The following is a 24,780-nucleotide window of genomic DNA, read 5'->3' on the forward strand; positions in this document are numbered from 1 at the left end:
CTAACCTTTATTCAACCTATTATGGACATCCGAAAAAACATTATCATAACCTGTGTGTCCCTTTTTGTATGTGCCACCATACTCGCCAACCAGAAGCCTTATGTCACCAACCTCTCACGTGACAAATACCACGCTGCCAACAAGAATTGGTCTATCGGGCAAGATGAGAAAGGTATCATGTACTTCGGTAACAGCATCGGCCTGCTGGCATCCGACGGCATGGAATGGAAACTCTTTCAAACACCTGATGCCAGCCTCGTACGTGCCATAGCCGTAGAATCCCACCACACCATTTACAGTGGGGGCTCCGAAGACTTGGGACGCTGGGATCGAGACCAATCAGGAGAACTGAAATACACTTCACTGAAAGGATTAATCAATGGGGATAACCCACTCGACAACCAAAGTTTCTGGCGTATCTGGATAGAAGGCGACAAAGTGTATTTCCAGTCTTTCAGTCATATCTACGTATACGATCACCATACCATCACTCCCGTTGATGGGCCAAACGCCTTTTTACTTCTTCTGAAGGTACGTAATGAATACTGGGTACAAGAAATGTATGGTGCACTTTATCAGTTGCACAACGGCATACTCAACAAAATCCCTGGGAGCGAATTCCTGAACGGCACCACTACCCGTGTCATCCTACCCTACGATACCGACCGTTATCTGGTAGGCACTTCCACCGGTGCAATCTATATCTACGATCAAAAGAACTTTATCCCTTGGAACCTCTCCCTCTCGCGACAATTGAGAGGGCAGGAACTGAACTGCGCCATCTATTCCGCCAAACGGAACACCTATTATCTGGGCACACAGCTCAGTGGCATATATGAAGTAGATACCCATGGAAATATCCTCAATCACTTCTCCACTGCTAACATTCTTCAGAATAACACCGTTCTATCCCTTTACGAAGATAATCAAAATAACATCTGGGTAGCCCTTGACCGTGGGCTCGCTTACATCCGGTATACCGATGGTTTAAGTTACTACCGTTCCACAGACGGTGGCTTCGGCGGCATATACGATGCTACTATCTGGCACGACAATCTGCTCATCGGAACGAATCAGGGAATTTACTACACCCGCCATGACAAGCTCAATGATCTGGATATGTTTTCTTCCCTCAAATTGATAGAGGGCACTCAGGGGCAGGTATGGTCCTTCCGTAAAATAGACGGACGGTTGTTTTGCGCACATACTAACGGACTGCTGGAAATTCTTCCCGATCTCCATATCCGTCACCCGTATCGCATCAATACAGGAGTCTTCCGCACCCTGGAGGCAACCATCAATGGAAAACAAATACAGATTATCATTACCTATGATGAACTCCTGATATTAAACAGAACTACCGGAGAGCTAAACTCCATGCGCCAGATCGCCGACCCGATATATAATGCCGAAGTAGATCATTTGGGAAATATCTGGTTGGAAACCAGCAGTCGAGGCGTCTACAAATGCCGTCTGAATGACGAACAGAGCGCTTTCCGATACTATACGTATTACGGTAATGAGAAGGACAACTCACTCCCTGCCCGCCTGCAATTATTCAAATCGGGCGGACGCATCCTATTCTTAGGCAATGATCAATTTTATATCTATGATGAGGTCAACGACAACTTGCAGCTTGAGCAGCATCTGAACCGATGTTTCGAAACGATACACGATCTGAAACGTATCGTTCCCATCGATAGTGAAGAAAGCTGGGCCATCACCGGCTCATCTGTCTACCGTTTCTTCTACGACGGATACATTGCCCGCATCCGCGAAGCATATAAGGTGGAAGCTGACAATCTTTCACTCATCACGGCTTATGAGAATATTTCCGTTCTCAACGACTCCCTCTCACTCATTTGCCTGGATGCAGGTTTTATCCTCCATGACTCTCATCGCAGCAAACGGCAAACCGTGGAACTTTCCGCCCCTAATCTGGAATTTATTCATGCCGGAAAAGAACAAAATGCAGGTTTCATGGACCTCAACAAAACTATTCATATCCCCTATAAAGACAATACGGTAACTGTCGGCTTCTCTGTCAATGCCGCCTTTGCCGGAAACCTTTTCGTTCAATACCAACTGGAAGAAATGGACAGTGCCTGGAGTGCCCCGAAGCGACTGAACAGCATTTCCTACGCCCGCTTGCCGCAAGGCAAATACATACTTCGCCTGCGTACCACGGACGGCTTAAACAATTACTCACCGGACACTCTTCTGGAATTCGACGTACTCTCTCCCTGGTACAATACTGTCTGGTGGTATTTTACCTGCTGCTTACTCATTATCGCCACTCTGTTCGGCACCTTCTACCTGATGAAACGACGCCTGCAAACCAAGCACTTGCGTAGAATGAAATCTCAGGAAGCTACACGCCTGCGTTTGATGAACGAGCAACTGCAAAATGAAATCGAGGAAAAAGACGCCGAGATCTTTACCCAGACCTCTTTCATCATCCACAAGAACGAACTTATCCTGAAACTGAAAGAGATGGTAGATGAGATTTGCTCCCGTAATACGCAGAAAGCCTTATTACCTCTTTATCAGAAAATAAATACGTTGCTTGCCAATAACCTCGATACGGAAGATGACTGGAAAATGTTCCTTATCAAGTTCGAACAGAAGCACCGCAACTTCTTCAAACGGTTGAAAGAGGCGCATCCGCAGCTGACCAACAATGACTTGCGTCTCTGTGCCTGCCTCAAGCTGAATATGGAGACTAAGGATATTGCCTCATTAATGAACCTTTCGGTTCGTGCAGTAGAGAATAACCGGTACCGATTGCGAAAGAAGCTCGATCTGAAGCCTACACAGAACCTGAATGAGTACTTTTTGAATATAGATTAATAAAAACGAAGTCTATTTCTCTAATTATGTAACACCATGAAAAGTATCTGTAACATCCTACTAACCGGTTAAAAAAAACATCGTCTATCTTTGCCAACAGATGTAAACCTCTTAAAAGATAGAAACATGAAAAACAGGAAAACACGTTTATGGGTACTGATTGTTCTGCTGAACATGGGTATGGGCATTTCCACATTTGCACAGAAAATCCCCTTAGTCTACACTGTGGAAAATACGGGAATAAAGAATCCTGCACCCGTGTTGCCAGGTATCAACGAACTGCCGGTAGTAAAAACACTGACCGATCCCTTTCAATGGTCCGATGGCAGTGGCCGTTCAACCAACTTCAAGGACTGGAGCCGACGGCGTGCAGAGATAGCCCGCGAAATAGAACACTACGAAATCGGCAAGAAACCCGTAGTATCGAAAAAAGACATTACAGCGGATATCGTGGATGATACCCTTAGAGTAAATGTAACAGTGAACGGACAAACGCTCACCCTGAAAGCAAAAATTACTTATCCGGCAGGTAAAGGCCCTTTCCCAGCCATCATTGGAATAGGCAGAGGCACGGGTAGTCTTCCTCCCACCATCTTCACGAGCCGCAATATAGCACAAATCGCATTCAACTTCACACAAGTCATGTCGCACACACAAAAGCGCGGCAACGAGCCTATCAACAAACTTTATCCTGACCGTACAGACATGGGAGCCTATTGCGCCTGGTCCTGGGGAGTGAGCCGTATCATTGACGGATTGGAAATCGTAGGTAAAAAGAGCAAGATAGATACCAAACGACTGGCCATATCCGGTTGTTCCTTCGCCGGGAAAATGGCTCTTTTTGCCGGAGCATTCGATGAGCGTATTGCACTGACCATTGCTCAGGAACCGGGTGGTGGCGGTGCGGCAGCATGGCGTGTTTCCGAAACGCTGGGTGAAGTGGAAACTTTGGGAAGAACCAGTCATGCCTGGTTTAAGGAAAGCATGTTCCAGTATAAAGAAGATAATGTATCGAAATTGCCGTATGACCACCACGAACTGTGTGCCATGGTAGCACCGCGTGCACTGCTGGTACTCGGAAACCCGGACTATGTATGGCTGGCTGATGAATCGGGTTATGTCTCCTGCCGTGCTGCCCGTAAAGTATGGGAAACCTTCGGCATTGCCGACAGAATGGGCTTCTCCATCGTAGGCGGACATGGGCACTGCCAGCTACCCGAAAGCCAGTATCCTGAAGTAGAAGCGTTTGTCGACAAGTTCCTGCTTGGAAAGAAAGATGCGAATACAGAAGTAACCATTGCGCCACTTTACGAAAAGGTGGACTATGAGCGCTGGTTATTCCACTAAAACTCTTTATCTTTGGGGGTATAACACTTACTAATACCCCCAAAGAATCATGAAAAGAATTTTATTGGCTATCTGTGTGATAGCGCTGTCTCTCCTTTCCTACGGACAAGGCAGCAACGAACGAGCCTTCACTTTCGCATGGCTCAGTGATGTACATCTCAATTCTTTCGCCTATGCCGAAGACGACCTGCGACAATCCATTGAAGACATCAATGCCAATCCTGACGTTGCCTTCACCATCCTCAGCGGCGATGTCACTGAATTCGGTGACACCAAGGAATTTTATCTGCTGCAAGACATTCTGAAGAACTTCCGGAAACCTTATTTTCTCATCCCCGGCAACCATGATGTAAACTGGAGTGAAAACGGATGCACTATGTTCGACAAGATTTTCCAAGCCTCCCATTTCTGTTACGACTGGCAGGGAGTACGTTTCATCGGCTGTGGCGCCGGACCAAGTCTGCGTATGGGACCACCTCACATTCCCCGCGAAGAAATTCTGTGGCTCGATTCTATCGTTCGCGCCACTCCGGCAGAACAACCCATTATTTTCATCAATCACTTCCCTATCGATCAGGATCTGAGTAACTGGTACGAAGTTGTCGACATCCTTAAAGCGCGCAATATCCAGGCAATACTCGGCGGACACCTACACGTGAACCGTGCTTATGATGCCGAAGGTATTCCCGCCGTAATCGGCCGTTCGTCCCTGCGCAGAAAAGATCCGATAGGCGGATATAACCTGGTCACACTTCGCGGCAATACATTAGAGTTCCATGAACGCATCATCAAAACAGAAACCCGCCCTGTATGGAATACGATCCATCTGGCACCTTTGCAGGAGAAGAAGGATACCACTTACTATCGTCCGGATTTCGCTATCAATGCTACTTATCCTTCGGTACGCGAAACCTGGAAATTGAAGGATGTGACCGATATCGCTTCGCAGGGAAGCATAGACGGTAACTTGTACGTTTACACCAATACAGCCGGTGTTGTCCATGCCCTTAATGCCAAGAACGGCAAAACCCAGTGGACCTATACCACCGGAAACAAGATATTTTCAGCCCCATTTATCACCCCAAAACTTGTCATAGTCTCTTCCTGTGATGGTTTCATCTATGCCCTTGACAGAAAGCAGGGCACAGTGCGATGGAAATACAATACTGATTACCCCATTGTAGCGTGCCCTGTCGTAACCGAAGGTACAGTCTACATCGGCAGCAGCAACGGTAAATTCTACTCTTTAAAGCTGACAGACGGAACACTGAACTGGACTTGTAATGGTCTGCAAGGCTACATCGAATCACGCCCGGCTGTGGATAAAGAGCGCGTATATATAGGCACTTGGGGAGCGATGTTCTATGCCATCGACCGCAGGAGTGGGGAGAAAATATGGGAGTTCGACACCAAACGAGGCAGATATTTCTCACCGGGTGCCTGCTGGCCGGTAGTACTGCCGTATACGCGGCAAGGAAAGACGAATGAACAAGTCATAGTTCTCAGCTCCGACTATTTCGTCCGCTCATTCCATCCCGGGACGGGAGAAATTTTTTGGGCTTCCGATGAAGCGAAAGGACGCGAGTCCCTCGGCTTCTCACCGGATGGAAAAACAATGTATGTGAAAGGAATCAAGAACAACATCACCGCTGCGGATATATCTCACGGCACCTATACCAGTCTTTGGAATACATCAATGCCCTACGAAAGCAACTTCATCCCCACCCGTATGGAAACAACCGAACAACTGGTGTTCATTCCTACTGAATTTGGTGTTCTCCATGCCGTGCGGACAGACGGAAGCGGCATTGCCTGGGCACACAAAATCTCCCATTCGGCAATAACTTCACTAAAGAATGCAGGAAAAGGGAAAATCATTGTCATGACAATGGATGGTACGGTGACTTGTCTGGAATATCCCTTATAGAAAACAGTTCATCCGCCGACGTCACAGATAACGCAGACTTCATTAATCGTAAATCTGCGTTATCCGCGCCATCTGCGGATGAAAAATAATTCAGGAAAGTACGGGCAGATTATTCTCCGCCACCGCCCCCTTCACCACCGCTACTCTTCACATCATCATTGCTGATGGTACGCGCGGCTTTCTTCACACTGGCTTTCAACTCACCGATGCGATAGCTAACACTTACACCAAAACGCTGACGAGTATATTTATTCCAACTATCCTGTATAAAGCCTACACCTTCTATACTTGAAGTCGGATGCTGATATTTCTTAAAGAAATTGCTAGCAAATGCCGACAAGGTCAGACGCTTCTTCAAGAATGATTTGTTTACACTCAATCCGTAGTCAAAGAAACTGCTCCCCTTTCCCTGCAACATGATCCAAGGCGTCTGACCATAAATATTCAGACTGATACGCCAATCGTGAGGCAAAGACTGCTGAGCACCACCATAAGCAAACAAATTCCAACCGTCATTCTTCAATCCATTGGCGCCTTCCAAATAAGTATAGTTACCATAAAGGTTTGCATAGATACGTGTATTGGAGGTAGCATTCCAGTTGATATAACCACTTAGGCTGGCATTCCTGCTCTTACCTATATTCTGATAAGTAGAATAAAGCACTTCTTTACCTGTAGGATTTTGCAGACCGAAAATTTCTGTATCCTTCACCTGTTCTGTTACCCGTTCAATACTATTATTGGTAAAGCTATAGCGGGCTGAAAGATTGATATTAAACTTCTGCGTGAAGTTACTGTAACTCAAGTTAAATGAATGACTCTTCTCACTATCCAAATGAGAGTTACCCTGGCTTATATTTGTAGGATTACTATCGTCCAGATAAGGATTCAAATACCAGATCCCCGGACGGTAAATACGCATATTATAACCAAAACGAAGATTAGACATATCTGTCAACTTATAGCCAATACTTGCAGAAGGAACTAAATCATCAAAATTCTTATCAAAGTTATCTCCCTTACCCAACAGATATTTCACCTCCTGCTTCGTATGCTCATAACGCACACCAAGCCTTCCGGATATCTTCTTCACTTTCAGTCCATATCCAAGGTATGCAGCCAAAATGTCATTCTGGTGTTTATAATGCGAACTGTGATCATTGTCAAACTCATAATCAGCTTGAGTTGCTGACGCTTGTTCATAACGATCATCTTCCGAAGAATTATCACGGAGAATATATTTCGCACCGGCTTCAAGAGTATGTATCTTGCCGATAGGCGTCGTATAATCAGCCTGGAAAGTATGTTCAGTAGTATTCTGGGATCCATCATTATGCTGATTTTTCATACGTTTCATAAAATCCTGCCAATCCGGAGCTACATCCTCCATATCATAATCATAAGTGGAGTATGAATCCGAACTTTCCGGTCTGGTATTGATTTTATAAGAGAAGGTCAACATACGATCTTTTACATGAAACATACGTTGGTAGTCAATGCCACCATCAATAGAATACCAGGAACTTTTGCTTCTATTGTTCGATACATATTGATACAGATCATCACCGGTACCGGGCATCGTTGCAAAAGTATTACTCAGTCCATTGCTGTTATTTCCGCCACCCCAAAGTCCGAACGACATGGTTATCAAACGCAAAGTATCAATTTCATAACTGGCTTCCATGCTGCCGGACTGGAAATTACCATGCCCTTTACTATCGCCACTATAATCTAAATCTGAAGAACCGTCGGTTATGTCGCCTACTGTACGACGAGTACCACCAGAATAGCTACGCGGACGATCATTATAATTATAATTATAACGAGCACTTATCGTCAACTTACCACTCTTAATTGTACCGAACAGGCCACCACCAGCCCCCATGTTACTAACGTTTCCACTAAATGTAGCCGTATACCCTTCCAGTCCGCTACCTACAGTGACAATATTCAGGATCCCCCCTACACCTTCAGCGTCATACTTAGGACCGGGATTAGTAATAACCTCGATATGTTTGATAGAATTGGCGGGCATACTTTTCAGTACTTCCGTCGGATTATTACTCATCATATTGTTAGGTTTACCATTCACATACACCTTAAAGCTGCTACTACCGTTCACCTTAATATTATCTTCGCCATCTACAGTAACCAAAGGCACTTTACGAAGCATTTCCAATACAGAGTTTGACTTTGAATCAGGATCATCCTGTACATTATATTCTATCTTGTCAATATCAGCTTTCACCAGTGGTTTTTGAGCTACCACCTCTACTTGTCCAAGCTCATTGGACGCATCTGTAATATACAGCGTACCGAAATCAACAATTTTCTCTCCTGCTTTCACAGTAAAATCTTTCACAATGGTATTTCTACCGATAGAAGAAATCGTCATCACGAAATCACCCGTCCCCGGAACCTTTTCCTGAAACTTACCTTTCATGTCTGTTACCAGCATTTTCAATGCATGGGCAGGCGCTTCTTTTTTCACGATTTTGATTGTGGCATAAGGTTCTCCCTCTTGAGTCAAAGAATCCAGTAAGACTCCTTTAATCTGAAATGGAGGTGCCGCATTCTGTGCCGCTACCAATGAGGATATTACCAGCATTATAAGCAGCAAAGGGCATTTAATTTTCATTTCTGTTTTAGTTTGTTTGATGAATATTAGTTGACTGTTTTTGTATTAGACGTACATCGTAGCTATTTTGTCACATGAATGCGGCAAAAGTAGGCTCTTTTTCTTTACCTACGAGATTTTCGGAGTTAAAAAAGCACAAAGAAAAGGGATTAGAGAGAATATTTGTAAGCGTTCTTGCGGAATTTATAGCAAATAGAAAAAAAGTAGCAGGCAGACATTCACTGCAATCACACCACCAAACCCACGCAGTACCCACCGGCGCAACGGACTCTTCCCACCGGCAAAGAACAACGCATAGCACATATTCACGGCAATATTGCTCACGATAGCCTGCATACAACAAGCTGTCACCACCACAACGGCAACACCCGAACCTTGCAGCAGGTTCAGAATAAATGGAGTAATATCACTCAACCCGGCAATGAACGACAAGACATTCAATCCACCTGTACCGGTATAAATCAAAGTATAATGTGTCACAATGGTGAATATCACAAACAGAACGGCAAAAATCAGTGCAACTTTAAATTCCAACGGGTTACTGCTATCTTCTTCTTCAGCTTCTTCGCCCGTCACCGGAATCGACTTACGCTTCCGATGCAGATACCAGGCCACTCCCGCCGTAACGAAGGACATTATAAGGAGGTATGGATAAATTTCCGCAAGAATCGCCTTACTGAATATGCCTATTAGTATAAGGAAACGAAGAAACATCATACTCACTGCCAACAACATTGCCGCGGCATATTCCGGCGCCTCCTGTGCAGGTGCCTTGCGACTCTTACGTGCCAGAACAGAAATAGTTGCCGTACTGCTATACAAACCACCTATAATACCGGATACCAGAATACCGGACTCATGAAATACATATCGCCTCAGCAGATAAGACAAATAAGAGATACCGGATACAACTACCGTAGCCAACCAGACGGTATAAGGAGTCAAATTAATGTCGGGTATCAGATTTTCATTCGGCAACATCGGTAAGATAATGCCACTGATAGCGAGGAACTTGGCGAGAGTAATCATCTCGTCATTCTTCATGCGCTGTGCGAGTTCTGTAAAAGTATGCTTCAATTCGGTAAAGAGCAATACCGTCACAACCACCATCACGTAAAACCAAGAGGGTTGTGTGGCTACAATAGGAGCAATACAATAAGTGATGAGTGCGATAATAATGGTGGTAACCCCGAATACATGGAACTGAGATTGTTTAACGTAATAGTTCAATCCCAGCAGCAGTCCCAATATAGCGCCACCGCCCATAAACAAGCGGTAATCCACCGGATCAAGAATATAAAGCAGGTACCCCAAAATACCTATAAAAGTGAACGTGCGGTCCGTACCGAATAACGTTGTCTCCCCTTCGCGCTTCAAACTGATTTTCCGCTGTGAAAGTCCTATTAATAAAGAAAACAAAGTCACCAATACAAAGGTCACCAGTTCTCTAGGCAGGTATTCATAAAGTTTCTCCATTTCGTCCTCAGAATATACTTGATTAGCAACCATTTGCAAGGAGTTAACTTCCTGTCAACAAGAAGTTAACTCCTTGTTGACAAACTCTTAACTTCTTGTTGACAGGGTATTAAGGCCTTACCAAACGGTGTATGGATGCTTCATCAGTTGCGAGTTATAGTAACGGACGTCGCCTGTTACTTCCCGCCCTATGAAATCCGGTTTTTCAAAAGCCTCGTCTTCCGAAGTCAATTCCACTTCAGCAACTACCAAACCTTCATTTTCACCGTAGAACTCATCCACCTCAAACGTATGCCGTCCGCTGCGCACCAGATAACGAGTTTTATCGATAACACCCGGTTCACAAAGTTTCATCAGTTCCTCCGCTTCATTCAATGGAATCTCTTTTTCCCACTCATATCGGCTGAGTCCCGAAGCATCGGAAGCACCTTTTATCGTAAGATATCCCTTTCCGTTACGGATGCGCACCCGCACGGTCCGGCCTCTTGCACTACTGATATAACCTTGTACAATACGGCTTTGTTCATACGCCCTCGATTTGTACTCCCCCGTCACGAGGAATTTCCGTTCTATTTCTTGCGACATCTATTAGTTATTTCCCTAAGAACGAGTATCCTATCAGCATCACCAGCACCAGTATCAATGCAGATACACCAATAATCAACAACACTTTCTTAGCTTGTTCTTCTTCTTTACGGCTATGCATAACCTTTTTCTTACTCTTTCCCATAATGTGTTCTTAGTATTAAAGTTCAACTAATAACAAAGTAACATGAAATTCGGGAAGATTCCAAAAGAAAAGAGGAAATTTATTTGTAACAAGCTAATATCTGAACCATACCCGAACCGTATCTGAGCCGTACTTGCTCCGTATATTCTTCGGTCAGAAGTAGCTCTGAACGAAGAAAGTACGGCTTTGGTACGGAGCAAGTGCATCTCAGGTACGGCAAAGAGATATCCCGAACCATCTACAAGCAGTTAGTAAACTACTACGCAGTAAATGCCCACCTACTTACAAGTAGTTTAATATTTACTACGTAGTAGTATTTCGTCGCTCTAGGTTAAATCGAAAAAGCACATTTTCTTTAGATTGAAGGCAATGGCAAAGAAGGCAAAGTCCATTTTGACTTTGTCAATTCCAAAATGACGGAACCGTTTGTACGCCATGTCGTATTTCATCTGTCCGAAGACTGCTTCCGGCTCTATACATCGCCGTCCCCGATGTTTGATTCCCTCTTCTGAGGTAAGCCTTTCCCCGGCTTTCCGCCGATATTCGTTTAGACGGTGGTTGACTTCGATTATCCTGTTCCCTTTAGCTCTGAAGCAACTTCCCCGAAGCGGGATCCCTCACAGCATCGGGCCTTGTAGCGTGCGCTTTCGGTAACATATCCGCTTCCCGTCTTCGATCGTGCTGTGCCAATGCGTTCCATGTGCTGTCCCATCGGGCAGACATAATAGTCCCCTTCGGCATTATAATATAAAGATTGCGGACTGAACAGGTTGGGTTCATAGTGCATGCGCTGTTCACGAGGAACCAGTTGTATTTCACATAGGCGGCAATGCCGGCTTCCTCCATGAACCGGTAGTTCTCTTCCGAACCATAGCTGGAATCGGCAACTCCTATACCCGGCAATTTGCGGTAGCGTTCAAAAAACGACTTGAAGAACGGGACCATGGTAAAAGTATCTCCGGGAGATTGAAACAAACCAAAGTCAAGAATGAACAGGTTCTCTATTCCTATCTGCAGGTTGTAACCCGGCTTGGTCTGCCCGTTGTTCATCTCGTCCTCCTTCATGCGCATGAATGTGGCGTCATGGTCGATTTTTGAATAGGAGTTGCGATCCCCAAGAATACGCAGTTTTCCGTCATATTCATCAAGTTTGCCGGCGTGCTCCTTGATCTCCTTATCTGTCTCTCTTTTTCTTTCCGGTGCAGCTTTTCCTCTTTCGTTACGGGCTCCGGCTCTTTCTGCAAGGAACGGTTGAGTGCATTGGCAATACCCATAAGGTCTGACGGTGTGAAATCCTGCCCGTTTTCCTCCCGGACGTTTTCCTGCGCTATGGCTTCACCTATTTGTTCGAGAAGAGCCTTAATCTTGTCAATCAGCCTGACACGGTTCTTCTCGGTAGTCTTGCACCATACGAAAGTGTATCTGTTCGTCTTCGATTCGATTTTTATACCGTCGATATACTCCACATCAAGCGTGACGAATCCCTTTTCCGCCAGTATAATCACCAACTGGGTGAATACACGGTTGATTTCTCCTTTCACACAGTTGCGGAAGCGGTTGATGGTATTGAAGTCAGGCTGCTCATAACCAGCGAGCCAGATAAAATGGATATCGCGCTTTAGGGCGGATTCTATCTTGCGACAGGAATAAAGGTTGTTCATGTAGCCATAAATCACGGCCTTGAGCATCACCTTCGGATGGTATGGACTGCGGCCGCGCTCTTTATAAAGTTTGCGGAAGTTTTCCAACTTAAAGTTGTCAATTACCGTGTCAATCACAGGGGCATTCTCCGCAATATCCTTGTCAAGACGCTGAGGAAAAAGAATTGTTTGTTTGGGATTGTAATCCCGAAAGTGTATGTTTTCTGACATATTATATATGATTGTATATCATAAAGATACAAATTATTTATGATATGGCAAAGCCTTGGCTTGGGCAAGTCAGGGCTTTGTTTCATTATATGCTTTCTTTACCACAGGATATGAAAAGAGGATGTACCAGAATTTTAATACACCCTCTTTTTCTTTCACACAATGTTATCCTTTACACTTCTTACAATTAACTAATTTAGCCCACACCATTCTAAGAATTCATCTTTCGATACCGAGGCGCAGCCGGTGCTCGAGTGTCCGTCCCTGAAATAAACCTCATCTCTATCCGGAACCCGTCCTTCACAGCCCCATCCTTCGTAATACAGATAAAGCATATTGTTGTATTCAAACACTTCGCCAAACCAAATTCCTCCTTGGTCCCATTGTTTTGCGTCTCCGCGTTTGAAAAAAGGTTTGGTGTTATCTACTTTTGTCCAGTTCAGCAAATCGTCGGAATAGGCCACATGGAAACGGTCGGGGAAGTCGAAGTAGCGTGTACTACTTTGATACACCATAAACCATTTGTTCACGCCATCCAACCGGAAAATACGCGTTCCGTTTACTGTTAAGCGGTCATGGTTTGCAGGACCTCCACCCGGCCAAAGTACTGTTGTAATCTCTGCATTGGCAAAGCTCATCGGGTCGGAAGTAACGGCACAATCCACTTTCATGTGTCCATCATTACCATATCCGTATCCATAGTATATGTAGTACTTTCCGTTGTGGTATATAGCATCGCTGCATCCCACCCCGTCGAGCAGTTTAACCGGATCACCGAAAGTATATCCACCGTCGGTAGATTTTCGGCAAGCTAACGAACTATGGAGTGTATTGGTTGATTGTCCGCATTTCGCGTGATAGTAGAAATATACATTATCGTCGCCACCCACTACCGGAGCGCAGTCAAGCAAATGGTCTTCATCGATTGTTCCCGGTGCACCGTGAGGTATTATTGGATTGTTTTCATTGGCTATCCATCCGCCTGTTGGATTGAATGTAGCCGCATCCTGTGTAAACAAACCAATCTGATCATGATATACATTGGCTGCGTTGTAGCCGCTACCTCGAGCATACATCCACCAGTTCTCTCCGTCAGGCGATTCGTTTGGAGGCAAAATAGCAACATTGGCTATGTGTTCGCACATCCAGGTAGGAGCACCTTGGTATCGCAATACCGGGTTGTTTTCATAACGAGTCATCAGCGATTCGCTTTTGTTGTTCGGCCCTGTAATATCATCAAAATAGAATACTTCTCCTCCTTCGGTTGTAACTCCTGCGTTAAACACAATTACAACTTTATCGTATGTTTCATCGGGCAAGTTCCAAGAAGTAAAATCAAACTCCAGCGTTTCCCATTCGTTGGCCACGGTGGTCTTTACATTCTGTAGTTCTTTGGCTTCTGCCCATGCCGTACTTTCAAGTTTGAAATATACAGGTATGTCTGCTGCCGGAGAATACACTTTCACTGTAAACAGTCCGCCATACTTGGAGAAGTTGAACTTCGTGTTATAATCCGAAGTGATGGGCTCGGACCAAATCAATTCCCATTGGTCGCCTGCTGCAACAACTTTTCCACATTTCTTGCTGGTGTTTATACCATTTTTAAACGGATTGTCTACAATGCTGTATTCTAATCTGTCATTAGTTTTGAAGTTAATAAATGTATTTTCAAAGTTACAATAGTTTATGTATTCACTATCCGGGTCCGGATCAGGTGTCGGTTCAACGGCTTCTCCTACTTTTTGGTGAATATTATCGAGAAACCATTCTTCACCGCCCTCTGTTTCTACGCCTGCATCGAAAATCATCACGATCTTGTCGTACACATTGTCGGGTAAGTTCCAAGAGGTAAAGTCGAACTCAAGCGTTTCCCATTGGTTGGCCACTGTAGATTTCACAGTGACTATTTCCTTGGCATCTGCTCCTGCCGAACTTTCGAGTTTGAAATATATAGGTGCATCTGCTTTGGGCGACCGTATTTGTACGGTGAACAATGCCCCTTCTTCCGTGAAGTTGAACGGTTTTGATACTGGTTCCGACCATATCAGCTCCCACATATCACCTGCCGAAACCACTTTCCCGCATTTTTCACTGGTGTTGGGTTCTTCTTTAAACGGATTGTCTACAACACTGTATTCTAATCTGTCATTAGTTTTAAAGTTAATAAATGTATTTTCAAAGTCGCAAATCTCAATATATTCCTTGCTCGGGTCTTTGGGCGGATAGGGGTAAGGCCCATTTCTTTTGTCATCTTCGCTACATGCGCATAATGCAAGCATTAACAGTAAGTTTAATATATAGTTCTTAACTATCATGATATATGTATTTATTAAAGGTTACTTGTTTATTAATCTAATGGGTATCCGGGGTTCTGTTCTAATTTAGGATTTGCCAACCGTTCCTTACGTGGAATAGGGAATAGGTTACGGAAGTCTTCACTTGAATCGTGTAAGAACCATTTCTTAGAAGTGAACACTCCGAATCGGATTAATTGCTGACGTCTATGTCCTTCTTGGCAGAATTCCCAAGCGTATTCTTGTAGGAATCGTTCGTCGTTCAAGTCTGCAACTTTTAAAACTTTATTACCGGTATAGTTAACGAAAGAACGTTTGCGAACATCATTAATCAAATCTACAATTTCCTGTGTAGCCACTTTGCCACCTTTACGATAGAGTGCCTCTGCTTTCATGAACAATACATCTGCATAGCGGAATAAAACGAAATCATTCGATAATGTATTCACCGCACCTTTCTTTATTTCGTACTTATTCATGCGGGCTCCATATTGTTCGCCTGTAGTTGGTGTGTCTTCGTTCGGGTATAAAGGCACGTCTTTAGTGTATGCCAGCAATTTATCTTTATCGCTTGGATGCCAAGGGTCGCAATACATTGGAGCACCGACGGGACCGAAGTTTCCAACATTATCATAAAGCTGACCGATGAGCCATGATTTTTCAAATCTCAAATCGTCTGGGTCATAGCTGTTTGCAAATTCGGGAGGGGCACAACAGCCTCCCCAAAATCCGGTAATGGTGTTGGCATGGAACTGGTATTTCCAGTGCTGTGTCCATAAGTGGATAAGGAAAGTACATCCGTAATCGTAGACGTCATCATTACTTATCCCCATTACAATTTCCTTGGAGTTTTCATTATCTGTTACAAATGGTGCTTTATAGTCTGCTTCCAAATCGTAACGTGGGTCTTTGATAATCACGTCGCACAATGCAATCACTTCATCCCAGTATGTCTTGCCTTCACCTTCCCATACTTCTGCATTCAGATATACTTTGGCCAACAACATGGAAGTTGAGAATTTGTCCCAGCGTCCATAGGTTTTGTCTGACAGGTGATCTATGGATTCGGTTATTTCTTTAACGATGAATTTGAACACATCTGCACGTTTCGATGTTTCGGGCAGGTATCCGGCCGGATTGTCGTATTTGGTTTCTATGGGTACATTGCCGAATAGGTCAATCAAGATATAGTACCAAAACGCACGTGCCACTCTTAGTTCGGAGACCAATGCTTCGTTGTCGAATCCCATGCTTTCGAACTGATACAACAATCGGTTACAGTTGTTTATACTCTTGTATGCTCTATCCCAATTTCCTTCAAAGTGCGCATCATCGTACAGCCATTTGTGCTGATTGAGGCGGTAGTAAATACCTCCATCGTACCAAGAGCCACCTCTTTTGGGTGTTACCCACAAGTCGGCCGACTCTTCCGTGGTGTACAAATATGCTCCTTGTGTGTGTGCGTTGTCACCACTATAAAGTTTCTGCAGATCACTGTAAACCTGTGCTATAGCTCCGGGTATATCTGCTTCCGTAAAGTTTTCAAAATATTTATCGGCTGTCAATTGGTCGTACACCTTTTCGTCGAGGTCGATACATGAGCCAAATAAGAATAAGCTCACGATTGCGCTATATATGATGTTTTTTCTTTTCATATTCTGTTTTTTATGATATTAAAATCCAAGTTTTACACCCAATGAGAACGACCGTGTCGTTGGATAACCATCACAGTAGTCCATACCCGGAGTCAGTCCGTTCATGTTTACTTCAGGGTCAATGCCTTTATAGTTGGTAAAGGTGTACAAGTTGAGACCCGAAACATATAGCCTCAGGTTTTTTACAGCACTGCCATTAGGCAACTTAAATGTATACCCTAACGTGATATTGTCTAATTTAAGATAATCTCCTTCTTCTATATAATAGCTCACGTATGCCGGAGAGCGTCTTACGTATTGACCATATACCGATCTTAGCAATGTTTTAGGGTAGTTGAACTGTGTTCCTTTTTCGAATGTTTCGAAAAGCATGCGGTATTGGTTCAAGATTTCAAAGTCGAATGCTCCTCGCATAGATACCGTAAGGTCGAAGTTCTTGTAAGTGGCAGCAACAGTGAATCCGGCTCTCATGGTAGGAATACCGTTTCCTAATATCCGGCGAGAACTGTTATCACCATATTCGCCACCTTCCACGATCCAGTCTCCATTTTCGGTCATACCTATGTCGTTCCATCCGTAGAAGTTACCTATGGCTCCGCCTTCTTGTACAATGTGGGTTGTCTTTTGCACAGGTGCTCCGGTGTATCCTAACTCAAGGAAGTCGCGTTGGTACATTTCGTTCGACAGTTTAGTCAGCTTGTTTGTATTACGCGAGAAGTTGGCCGTCAAGTTCAAACGGAAATCTTTTGTTCGGATCGGTTCTCCCGACAAGATGATTTCTATCCCTTTGTTTTCCACCTCGCCTACATTGGCCAATGTGGTCGATGCCAAGTTGGGAGGAACCGGCACGTTGTAGGTGTACAACAGGTCTTTGGTGTTTCTGATGTAGTAATCAATGTTACCCGTCAGGCGGTTATTGAACAAACCGAAGTCTAAACCAATGTTCGTTTCATGCTTTTCTTCCCATTTCAAGTCGGAATTGGCATTTTCGGTTGGAGCAACCGGCTGTACGACTGTGCCGTTGATAAGTATAGGCGAACCGAATGCGTAGCGCAGGTGCGATTGATAAGGGTTGGTAGGCTCTATACCTGTAACCCCGTAGCCTGCTCTAAGTTTAAGGTCGCTCAACCAAGTGAGGTCTTTCATGAACTCTTCCTGCGATATGCGCCATGCTCCGGATGCGGCATAGAACAATCCCCAACGGTTGTTTTTACCGAACTTGCTTGAACCTTCGTAACGCAAACTACCCGAGAAAAGATATCTGTCATTGTAGCTGTAGTTCACTCTTCCGAAGAAAGAAATCAACTTGTTCATGTATTTATATCCGTTCATAGCTGCTTGTCCGTCTTTCAAGGCCAAACCTAAATTGGGTTTGTTGTATCCTAAAGCATCTGTTGGATAATCATAGTTGTATATATCTAAAGCTTGTTCTTCGAAATCATTGTAGCTATATCCGGCCAGCACGCTGAAATCGTGCAGTTTGATGGTTTTGGTATATTGTCCGAATAACTCTAATGTACGCGATTCGTTGGTTTTTGCTTCGCGCCACACTTGCCCGTTGTGTACATTGTCATAAGCTCGTGTGGCATACGTACCGTTGTTATTGTTATGTTTGGTTGTTCCGGCCTGCATGGTCAGTGATATTTCCTCGATGGGACGGTACACGACTTTACCGGTTGCAGTAATTTCATTCCACTTCAGGTCGTTGCTGAATTCATTAATAAGGCGTACCGGGTTTTCCGAATCATAGAATGTAGTGTACTTTCCTGTATTTTCGTCAAAAATTGGATTGGTAGGATTACCGGTTAGGGTGGCAAAATAAACAGCATTTTGCGCCACTTTCTTACCTTTTACATTCACATAGTCTAAATTGGCCCCCACAGATAGCTTGTTATCCAAGAACATTCTGTTTACCCCAATCTTAATCGTAGTACGTTCCTGATTGGTGTTTTTCATAATACCTTCATTTTTTTTGTAGTTTAAGCTAGCATAGTAATTCGTTTGTGCGTCGCCACCTTGGTATGCCAAGTGGTGGGTATGGTTCAAGGCATCACGAAATACCTGGTCTTTCCATACCGTATTGGTTCCTCCGTCATTGATGGCAGATACCAATCCACCTGTCAGTTCCGGCAAGCGGCGATATTCATCCGGAGACAGCACATCGATTTCGTTGGATATTTGTTCGAGAGTGGCATACCCGTGATAGCTGATTGTTGCTTTTCCTGCCGATCCTTTTTTGGTAGTGACAAGGATTACTCCGTTTGTACCACGTGTACCATAGATAGCTGCTGCCGATCCGTCTTTCAATACGTCAATGCTTTCAATATCGTCTACCGCTATATTGTTGAGGCTTCCGGGCAAACCGTCGATGATGACCAATGGCTGCTGGTTACCGCTAAGGGTAGAAACACCACGGAGCATGGTTTGCACTTCTGCACCGTTGGGGTCGCCGGAAGTGGTATTAATGGCCAAACCGGCTACTTTACCTTGAAGCAGTTGGAGAGGTGAACTTACTGCTCCTTGTACAAAGTCTTTATTGCCTACCGATGATATGGCATTGGTAAGCGTGCTTCTTTTTACAGTACCGTAGCCTACAACCACTACATCGCTCAACACCACGGCATCTTCCGTCATCACAATCTGTAGGTCATGTTGCCATCCTGTAACAGATTTCTCTATTGTAGTAAATCCTATGGATGAAAACACAAGTACGGGTTTGTTTCCTTGCAGTGTTAAGGAGAACTTGCCATCCATGTTTGTACTTACACCGTTGGTAGTTCCTTTTTCTACAACGGTTACACCGGGTAATGTATTACCATCTGTATCTTTCACTGTTCCCGTTACTGTCTTGTTTTGTGCGGAAACTGTGGATACAACAAAGAATAGAAATAAAAAGATGTTCAATACAATCTTTCCTGTTCTAAATGTTCCTGTCATACGTATTAGTTTTAAAAATTAATTATCGACGGCAAACTTAGTTAATAGCGCGTTTACGGGAATGGACAATTATTTCAAATACATGGACAATTTGTCAAATATCGCCTCAGGAGCACCTGAGGGGGCCGTTTTTATGAAGATTTGGAGTCGCGCCAATGCTGTGGAGACTGTGCAAAGCACTTCTTGAACGCTCTACTAAAATAGTACGGGTCGGAGAATCCGACTTCGTATGCAATCTCGGAAATGTTTTTATCGGTTTCGATCAGGATGCGTGCGGCATACTTGAGGCGTATGTTCTGAATAAACTCGTTGATGGACTGTCCGGTGGTGGCGCGAAGCTTGCGGTACAAGGAGGCCTTGCTCATGTTGAGCTCTGTACAGAACTTTTCCACGCCAAATTCCGGATCGGACAGGTTCTTGAGCACAAGGTTCACGGCATTGTTCAGCAGTTCTTCGTCGGAATTGGAATGAGCCACCTCTACGTTGGACAGGTCAATGTCTACCTTATACTTCTGTTTGGCTTCATAACTGTTGTACAACAGGTTCCTGATGCGCAATTCTAATAAGGACAGTTCGAACGGCTTGGTGATGTAGGCGTCTGCTCCCGACTTGTATCCGGAGTAACGGTAGCTTGTTTCGGAAAGTACCGTCATCAATATCACACGGATGTGGCTCGTGTTGATATCGCCTTTCAGGGTTTGGCAAAGTTCATAGCCCGACATGCCTTTCATCTTCACATCACTCACCACAATATCCACCGATTGCTGTTCTATCAGTTTCAAGGCTTCTTCGGCACTCGAAACAGCGGTTATCATGAATGCGTCCGACAGGTAATCGGCAATAATCTCGCGCAAGTCGTTGTCATCGTCCACGATGAGTACTTGTGTGTTGCGGGTCACGGCTTCAAACTGTAGGTCGGGCAGCTCGGCACCTGTGGCGGCCAAAGCCGGATTGTCGGAAAATACGTCCAAATTGTAATCGGTTATAGCACGGGGCTTCACCTGCAATATATCTTTGCGGATAGGAATGGAGAACGTAAAGCGAGTGTACTCTCCGGGCTGAGAATCGGCAGAAATAGTGCCGCCATGTACCTCTACCAATGACTTGACATAGGAAAGTCCAACGCCCGACGAGTACTTGTCGTAAGAGTCGTTAGTAAAGAAGCGGTCGAAGATGAACGGCAGCTTGTCCTTGTCGATGCCTGCTCCGGTATTGGTTACGATGGTAACCACCTCATCGGTATTGCACTGTATATCGATGGATAGCGTTCCGTTAGGGTCGGTGTATTTGGAAGCGTTGGACAGCAGGTTGTCGAATATCTTTTCCAACTTGTCGGCATCGGCGTGTATGATGGTGTTCTGCCCTGCGTCTGTGACGTCGAATTGAATGTCTCTGGACTCGAACACCAACGTGTGCTTGCTCAGTACCGAGTGAATGAACTCCAAGTAGTTGATGGGTTCTATTTTCAGTTTCAGGTGTTCCAGCTCTCTGAACGCCAACAGTTCATTGATCAGGTTCAAAAGTTTATCGGCGTTTTTCTTGATAATGCTGTAGTAGTGCAGTTGTTTAGATGGTTTTACACGGTTTTCCATGAATTGGTTCACCGGCCCCAAGATTAACGAGAGGGGTGTCTTGAACTCATGCGATATGTTGACAAAGAAGCGCAGTTTGAGTTCGTTGATCTCCGTATCTTTTTTCCGTTCTACTTTTTCGAGCGCCAATGCGTGCTTGTTCTTTTGGTTGGTGGTGAACAGGTAAAATAAATAAAGCGTAATGCCTGCCAAGGCAAGGGCAAACAGCACTTTGGCCAAGGTGGATTGCCACCACGGTGGACTGATGCGTACGTGCAGTATGCGCTGGTTGTTGTGCGGCTTGCCGTCGTTGTCGACAGTACAGATGCTCAACTTGTACTTCCCGTAACTGAATGCGGGAAAGTCGAGCCGATGTTTGGAATCTAACATTTGCCATTGATCGTCGAAACCGAGGAATTTATAGGCAAACCGAGGTTTGCTGTGCAAATTGAACGTGTTGCAAGTAAAGTCTACACCCCATGAGGTTTGCTTGTGGTTGAGATGGATTTCCCGGATGTTGTTCAGTTCTTGGTTGAGCAGCTTGCCCGACCCAACCTCTTGCTTTTCGCCATGAACGTAGAAGTTGTCCAACCAAATGGGGTGGATGGCATCGTCAGGCTTTTCCATATCGGGGTCTACCACTACAAGCCCTTCCGTCGACCCGAAGTATAGTTTTCCGTCAATGTTGGCCGCGGCTTTGTAATTGAAACGATTGGTGGGCAAACCATCGCTTACGGTGTAGTTGGTGAACTTGGACAATTGCAGATCGAACTTATAGAGCCCTTTATTGGTGGACAGCCAAATGTTGCTGTGCGCATCTTGCAGGATGGCATAGACGGTGTTGTCGGGGAAACCGTTGTTCTCCGTGTATTTACGGGTCGACATATCTGTGGGATCGATAATGGTGAGCCCCATGGTTTCGGAACCTAACGCTATCTTTCCGTCGGACAGTTCGTAAAGGTTGACGTTGTTGTACACCTGTTCGGTTAACGGCACTACCCGGTACCCGTTTTGTACGTCCAATTTGAATACTCCGTGGCTGTAGGAAGCCACCCAGATATTGCCCTGCTTGTCTTCCATCAAATCCCAAACAAAGATGTCGTTGGGCAGGTTAATGGGGGCTTGCTCCACTTTGCCACTTGTGGGATTGTACACGCACAGTCCGCCATATTGTGTACCGATCCATATCGTACCTTTGCGGTCTTGAATGATACAGTACACGTTGTTGTACTGTATACTGCCTGCTTCTTGGCTATGCTGTCGCAGGTGTTTATAGCTTGAAGCACCTTTGGGGCTAATGTTGATTCCACCATAGTATGTACCGATCCAGAGGTTCTGGTTATTGTCCACACAGAGCGAGTGTATATTGTTGCTATTCAGGTTGCTGTTTTCAGTGTTTATCACATCGACCTTATTATTGGATTCGTCGAGCACGAACAGCCCGAAGTTCTCGGTTCCTACCAAGATTTTTCCATCGACATTGATGATGGAGCTTATAGCACTGCGCTGTAGCGAGTAATCACCTTTGGTGACGTTGACGGTGTGGAATAGGCCGGTGCGGGTGTAGTGTACGTTTACACCGCCAAAGAATGTACCCACCCACACATTCTTGTCCTCATCGGTGTATATGCTGTAAATGGCGTTGTCGTTAAGCCCGTTGGGCAGTGAACTTTTTACGTAGACAAACTCCGGACGCCTGTCTTTTATTATGGTAATTCCTTTTTCAGTTCCTATCCACAGTGCATGGTCGGCATCGGAGGCAAAGGCACGTGCAATGTTGTTCGACAGGTTTTTGTTTTCTTCACAGAAGTGTGTCATTGTGCATTGCAGGCTGTCGAGTTTGAAAACGCCGTCGCCCTCGGTAGCAAACCAGAAATTCTTTTCGTTATCTTCGTATATCTTGTTTATTCGTTGGTTGCATGGCAGCTTGTCGTGAGGAAGCGTGTCGAATGCTTTGTTCTTTCGGTTGTAGCACGCAGCGATTCCTTCACCCCCACCTGCCCATAAGCGGTTACTGCTGTCGAGAAAGAAAGTATAGATAAGGCTTGTGGAACGGATGTTGTCTGTGGTGTACAGCCTTTGGTACATGATGTTTTTGCCGGCTTCGATGTCGAGTTTGTTGATACCGTAGTTGGTTCCTACCCAGTATGTTCCGTCGGTGTCTTCGAGCATGCACAGGATGAGGTTGGACGAAAGGCGTATGGGCGAGTCGGCATCTACACTGTAGCGTGTGTAGGTGTTCAAGTTGCGATTATGACGGTACAGTCCGTCATCGGTGCCGAACCATAGGTCTTTTTGGGAATCTTCGTAGACGAAGTACACTTTTGCCCGGGAATAGCGGCCGATATGTTTGAACGAGTATTCTTCAAAATCGTAGCCGTTGTAGCGATAGGCTCCGTTTGTGGTGGAGAACCACATGTATCCCCTGCTATCTTTCATTATGTTCCATGCCCATGTGCACTTCAATCCTTGGGCACTGGATAAGTACTGGAACGATAACTCGTCGGAAAGGGCCGGAGTTACGCATATCATGATTAGAACAATAAAAAATAACAAGCGTTGTCTCATCTGTTTTAAACTTGAAGAACTAAATGTACAAAGAAATCACCTTTGCACATTTAGTTCTTGTTGTTTTTTAATATTTTTTTACTCTGCACTGTGGTATCCGGTTATCGGGAATTGAGTGATGCGCAGGGTGGTGCACCCATAAGGAATTAGTTCAATGTCTTCTACCTTTTCGCTTACCTCGGACGCAAACATAACCGAGTAGGGAAGCGGACCGGCCGATTTGTTGTAGGGTCGCCAGTTGAACATCTGACGTCCTTTGGTCTTGATGGTAATCGGTGCGTTCTTGACGTTCCACGGATAACCGTCGTTTTGATTCACGGCAGCGGTCTTGTCGGTATTCACCACGTAGTGTGTACTCATCGCTTCGGCTGGAACGTCCATCAAGGCGTAGTTCCATGTGTCGGTCGAGGTGTGTTGGTAGTACCATAGGTTAGGACCGTCTTGTACCGGAACGTCATCCAGGAACTTTTCGTTTGCATTCATTTTCAGTGCATACACCAACGGACCTCTTTCCACGGCGCGCGATCTTTCTTTCCATACGCTTAGCTTCACTTCGGGAGTGAACTCGAGTGTCAGTTTGTCGCCCGCCTTCCATATGCGGTCTATGGATACCAAGTTGTTCTTGTCGGCCTTGTACTCTACAGCCTGTCCGTTAACCTTAACTACAGATTTTGTGCTCCACGACGGTATGCGGACAATGAACGGGAACTTGGTGTCTGTGTCCAACGCCTGTATAGTGAAGTCGATGGTCTCCTCGAACGGGTATTTCGTATCTTCTACTATATGTATAGGTATATTGTTGCTACCCACTTTTGTTTTTACTTCCGAAGGGGCATACAGTGTGGCGGCTAGGCCGTTGTCATGCGCTGAGTACCACAGGTTCTGAACGTACTTGGGCCAGCCTTGGTGCATGTTG

Annotated in this window: 11 protein-coding genes and 2 pseudogenes; 3 read left to right on the forward strand and 10 right to left on the reverse strand. The window is 45.0% G+C overall.

Annotation, left to right across the window (positions count from 1 at the left end):
• Window positions 1-21 precede the first annotated feature (21 nt).
• From BACCELL_RS06165 to BACCELL_RS06175, 3 genes are all read left to right on the forward strand, one after another.
• Window positions 22-2,850, forward strand: coding sequence for a triple tyrosine motif-containing protein (locus BACCELL_RS06165; RefSeq protein WP_007210764.1), 2,829 nt, complete (start codon window positions 22-24; stop codon window positions 2,848-2,850).
• 126 nt (window positions 2,851-2,976) lie between these two features.
• Window positions 2,977-4,197, forward strand: coding sequence for an alpha/beta hydrolase family protein (locus BACCELL_RS06170; protein WP_007210765.1), 1,221 nt, complete (start codon window positions 2,977-2,979; stop codon window positions 4,195-4,197).
• Between the two features lie 49 nt (window positions 4,198-4,246).
• On the forward strand, window positions 4,247-6,124 hold the full coding sequence (locus tag BACCELL_RS06175) for an outer membrane protein assembly factor BamB family protein (protein WP_044153429.1): 1,878 nt from the start codon (window positions 4,247-4,249) through the stop codon (window positions 6,122-6,124).
• Window positions 6,125-6,233: 109 nt separating this feature from the next.
• Here the strand turns inward: BACCELL_RS06175 and BACCELL_RS06180 are convergent, their stop codons facing one another.
• From BACCELL_RS06180 to BACCELL_RS06220, 10 genes and pseudogenes are all read right to left on the reverse strand, one after another.
• Complete coding sequence (locus tag BACCELL_RS06180) at window positions 6,234-8,762, reverse strand: TonB-dependent receptor domain-containing protein (RefSeq protein ID WP_007210768.1); 2,529 nt, start codon at window positions 8,760-8,762, stop codon at window positions 6,234-6,236.
• Between the two features lie 183 nt (window positions 8,763-8,945).
• Window positions 8,946-10,238 carry an MgtC/SapB family protein gene (locus BACCELL_RS06185; RefSeq protein WP_026366563.1) on the reverse strand — a complete coding sequence of 431 codons (1,293 nt, stop codon included), beginning with the start codon at window positions 10,236-10,238 and terminating at the stop codon, window positions 8,946-8,948.
• 117 nt (window positions 10,239-10,355) lie between these two features.
• Window positions 10,356-10,823, reverse strand: coding sequence for a CYTH domain-containing protein (locus BACCELL_RS06190; RefSeq protein ID WP_007210770.1), 468 nt, complete (start codon window positions 10,821-10,823; stop codon window positions 10,356-10,358).
• 7 nt (window positions 10,824-10,830) lie between these two features.
• Complete coding sequence (locus BACCELL_RS26815) at window positions 10,831-10,968, reverse strand: hypothetical protein (protein WP_007210771.1); 138 nt, start codon at window positions 10,966-10,968, stop codon at window positions 10,831-10,833.
• Between the two features lie 326 nt (window positions 10,969-11,294).
• Window positions 11,295-12,839: pseudogene (locus BACCELL_RS06195) on the reverse strand (IS1182 family transposase).
• A gap of 191 nt (window positions 12,840-13,030) precedes the next feature.
• Entirely contained in the window at window positions 13,031-15,154 is a 2,124-nt protein-coding gene (locus BACCELL_RS06200; protein WP_007210777.1) for a carbohydrate binding domain-containing protein, read from the reverse strand.
• Window positions 15,155-15,186: 32 nt separating this feature from the next.
• Window positions 15,187-16,788, reverse strand: coding sequence for a RagB/SusD family nutrient uptake outer membrane protein (locus BACCELL_RS06205; protein ID WP_007210778.1), 1,602 nt, complete (start codon window positions 16,786-16,788; stop codon window positions 15,187-15,189).
• Between the two features lie 18 nt (window positions 16,789-16,806).
• Window positions 16,807-19,725, reverse strand: a complete 2,919-nt coding sequence (locus BACCELL_RS06210; RefSeq protein WP_007210779.1) for a SusC/RagA family TonB-linked outer membrane protein — start codon at window positions 19,723-19,725, stop codon at window positions 16,807-16,809.
• A 131-nt stretch (window positions 19,726-19,856) separates the two neighbouring features.
• Entirely contained in the window at window positions 19,857-23,864 is a 4,008-nt protein-coding gene (locus BACCELL_RS06215; protein WP_007210780.1) for a hybrid sensor histidine kinase/response regulator transcription factor, read from the reverse strand.
• A 78-nt stretch (window positions 23,865-23,942) separates the two neighbouring features.
• Window positions 23,943-24,780 (reverse strand): annotated as a pseudogene (locus BACCELL_RS06220) (beta-L-arabinofuranosidase domain-containing protein); the annotation flags it as partial.

This window comes from Bacteroides cellulosilyticus DSM 14838 (genome assembly GCF_000158035.1).
Classification (GTDB): domain Bacteria; phylum Bacteroidota; class Bacteroidia; order Bacteroidales; family Bacteroidaceae; genus Bacteroides; species Bacteroides cellulosilyticus.

What these genes read in the sequence shown, in the direction of transcription:
- BACCELL_RS06165 (WP_007210764.1), top strand. Translation starts at nt 22, where the DNA reads ATGGACATCCGAAAAAACATTATCATAACCTGTGTGTCCCTTTTTGTA.
- BACCELL_RS06170 (WP_007210765.1), top strand. Translation starts at nt 2,977, where the DNA reads ATGAAAAACAGGAAAACACGTTTATGGGTACTGATTGTTCTGCTGAAC.
- BACCELL_RS06175 (WP_044153429.1), top strand. Translation starts at nt 4,247, where the DNA reads ATGAAAAGAATTTTATTGGCTATCTGTGTGATAGCGCTGTCTCTCCTT.
- BACCELL_RS06180 (WP_007210768.1), bottom strand. Translation starts at nt 8,762, where the DNA reads ATGAAAATTAAATGCCCTTTGCTGCTTATAATGCTGGTAATATCCTCA.
- BACCELL_RS06185 (WP_026366563.1), bottom strand. Translation starts at nt 10,238, where the DNA reads ATGGAGAAACTTTATGAATACCTGCCTAGAGAACTGGTGACCTTTGTA.
- BACCELL_RS06190 (WP_007210770.1), bottom strand. Translation starts at nt 10,823, where the DNA reads ATGTCGCAAGAAATAGAACGGAAATTCCTCGTGACGGGGGAGTACAAA.
- BACCELL_RS26815 (WP_007210771.1), bottom strand. Translation starts at nt 10,968, where the DNA reads ATGGGAAAGAGTAAGAAAAAGGTTATGCATAGCCGTAAAGAAGAAGAA.
- BACCELL_RS06200 (WP_007210777.1), bottom strand. Translation starts at nt 15,154, where the DNA reads ATGATAGTTAAGAACTATATATTAAACTTACTGTTAATGCTTGCATTA.
- BACCELL_RS06205 (WP_007210778.1), bottom strand. Translation starts at nt 16,788, where the DNA reads ATGAAAAGAAAAAACATCATATATAGCGCAATCGTGAGCTTATTCTTA.
- BACCELL_RS06210 (WP_007210779.1), bottom strand. Translation starts at nt 19,725, where the DNA reads ATGACAGGAACATTTAGAACAGGAAAGATTGTATTGAACATCTTTTTA.
- BACCELL_RS06215 (WP_007210780.1), bottom strand. Translation starts at nt 23,864, where the DNA reads ATGAGACAACGCTTGTTATTTTTTATTGTTCTAATCATGATATGCGTA.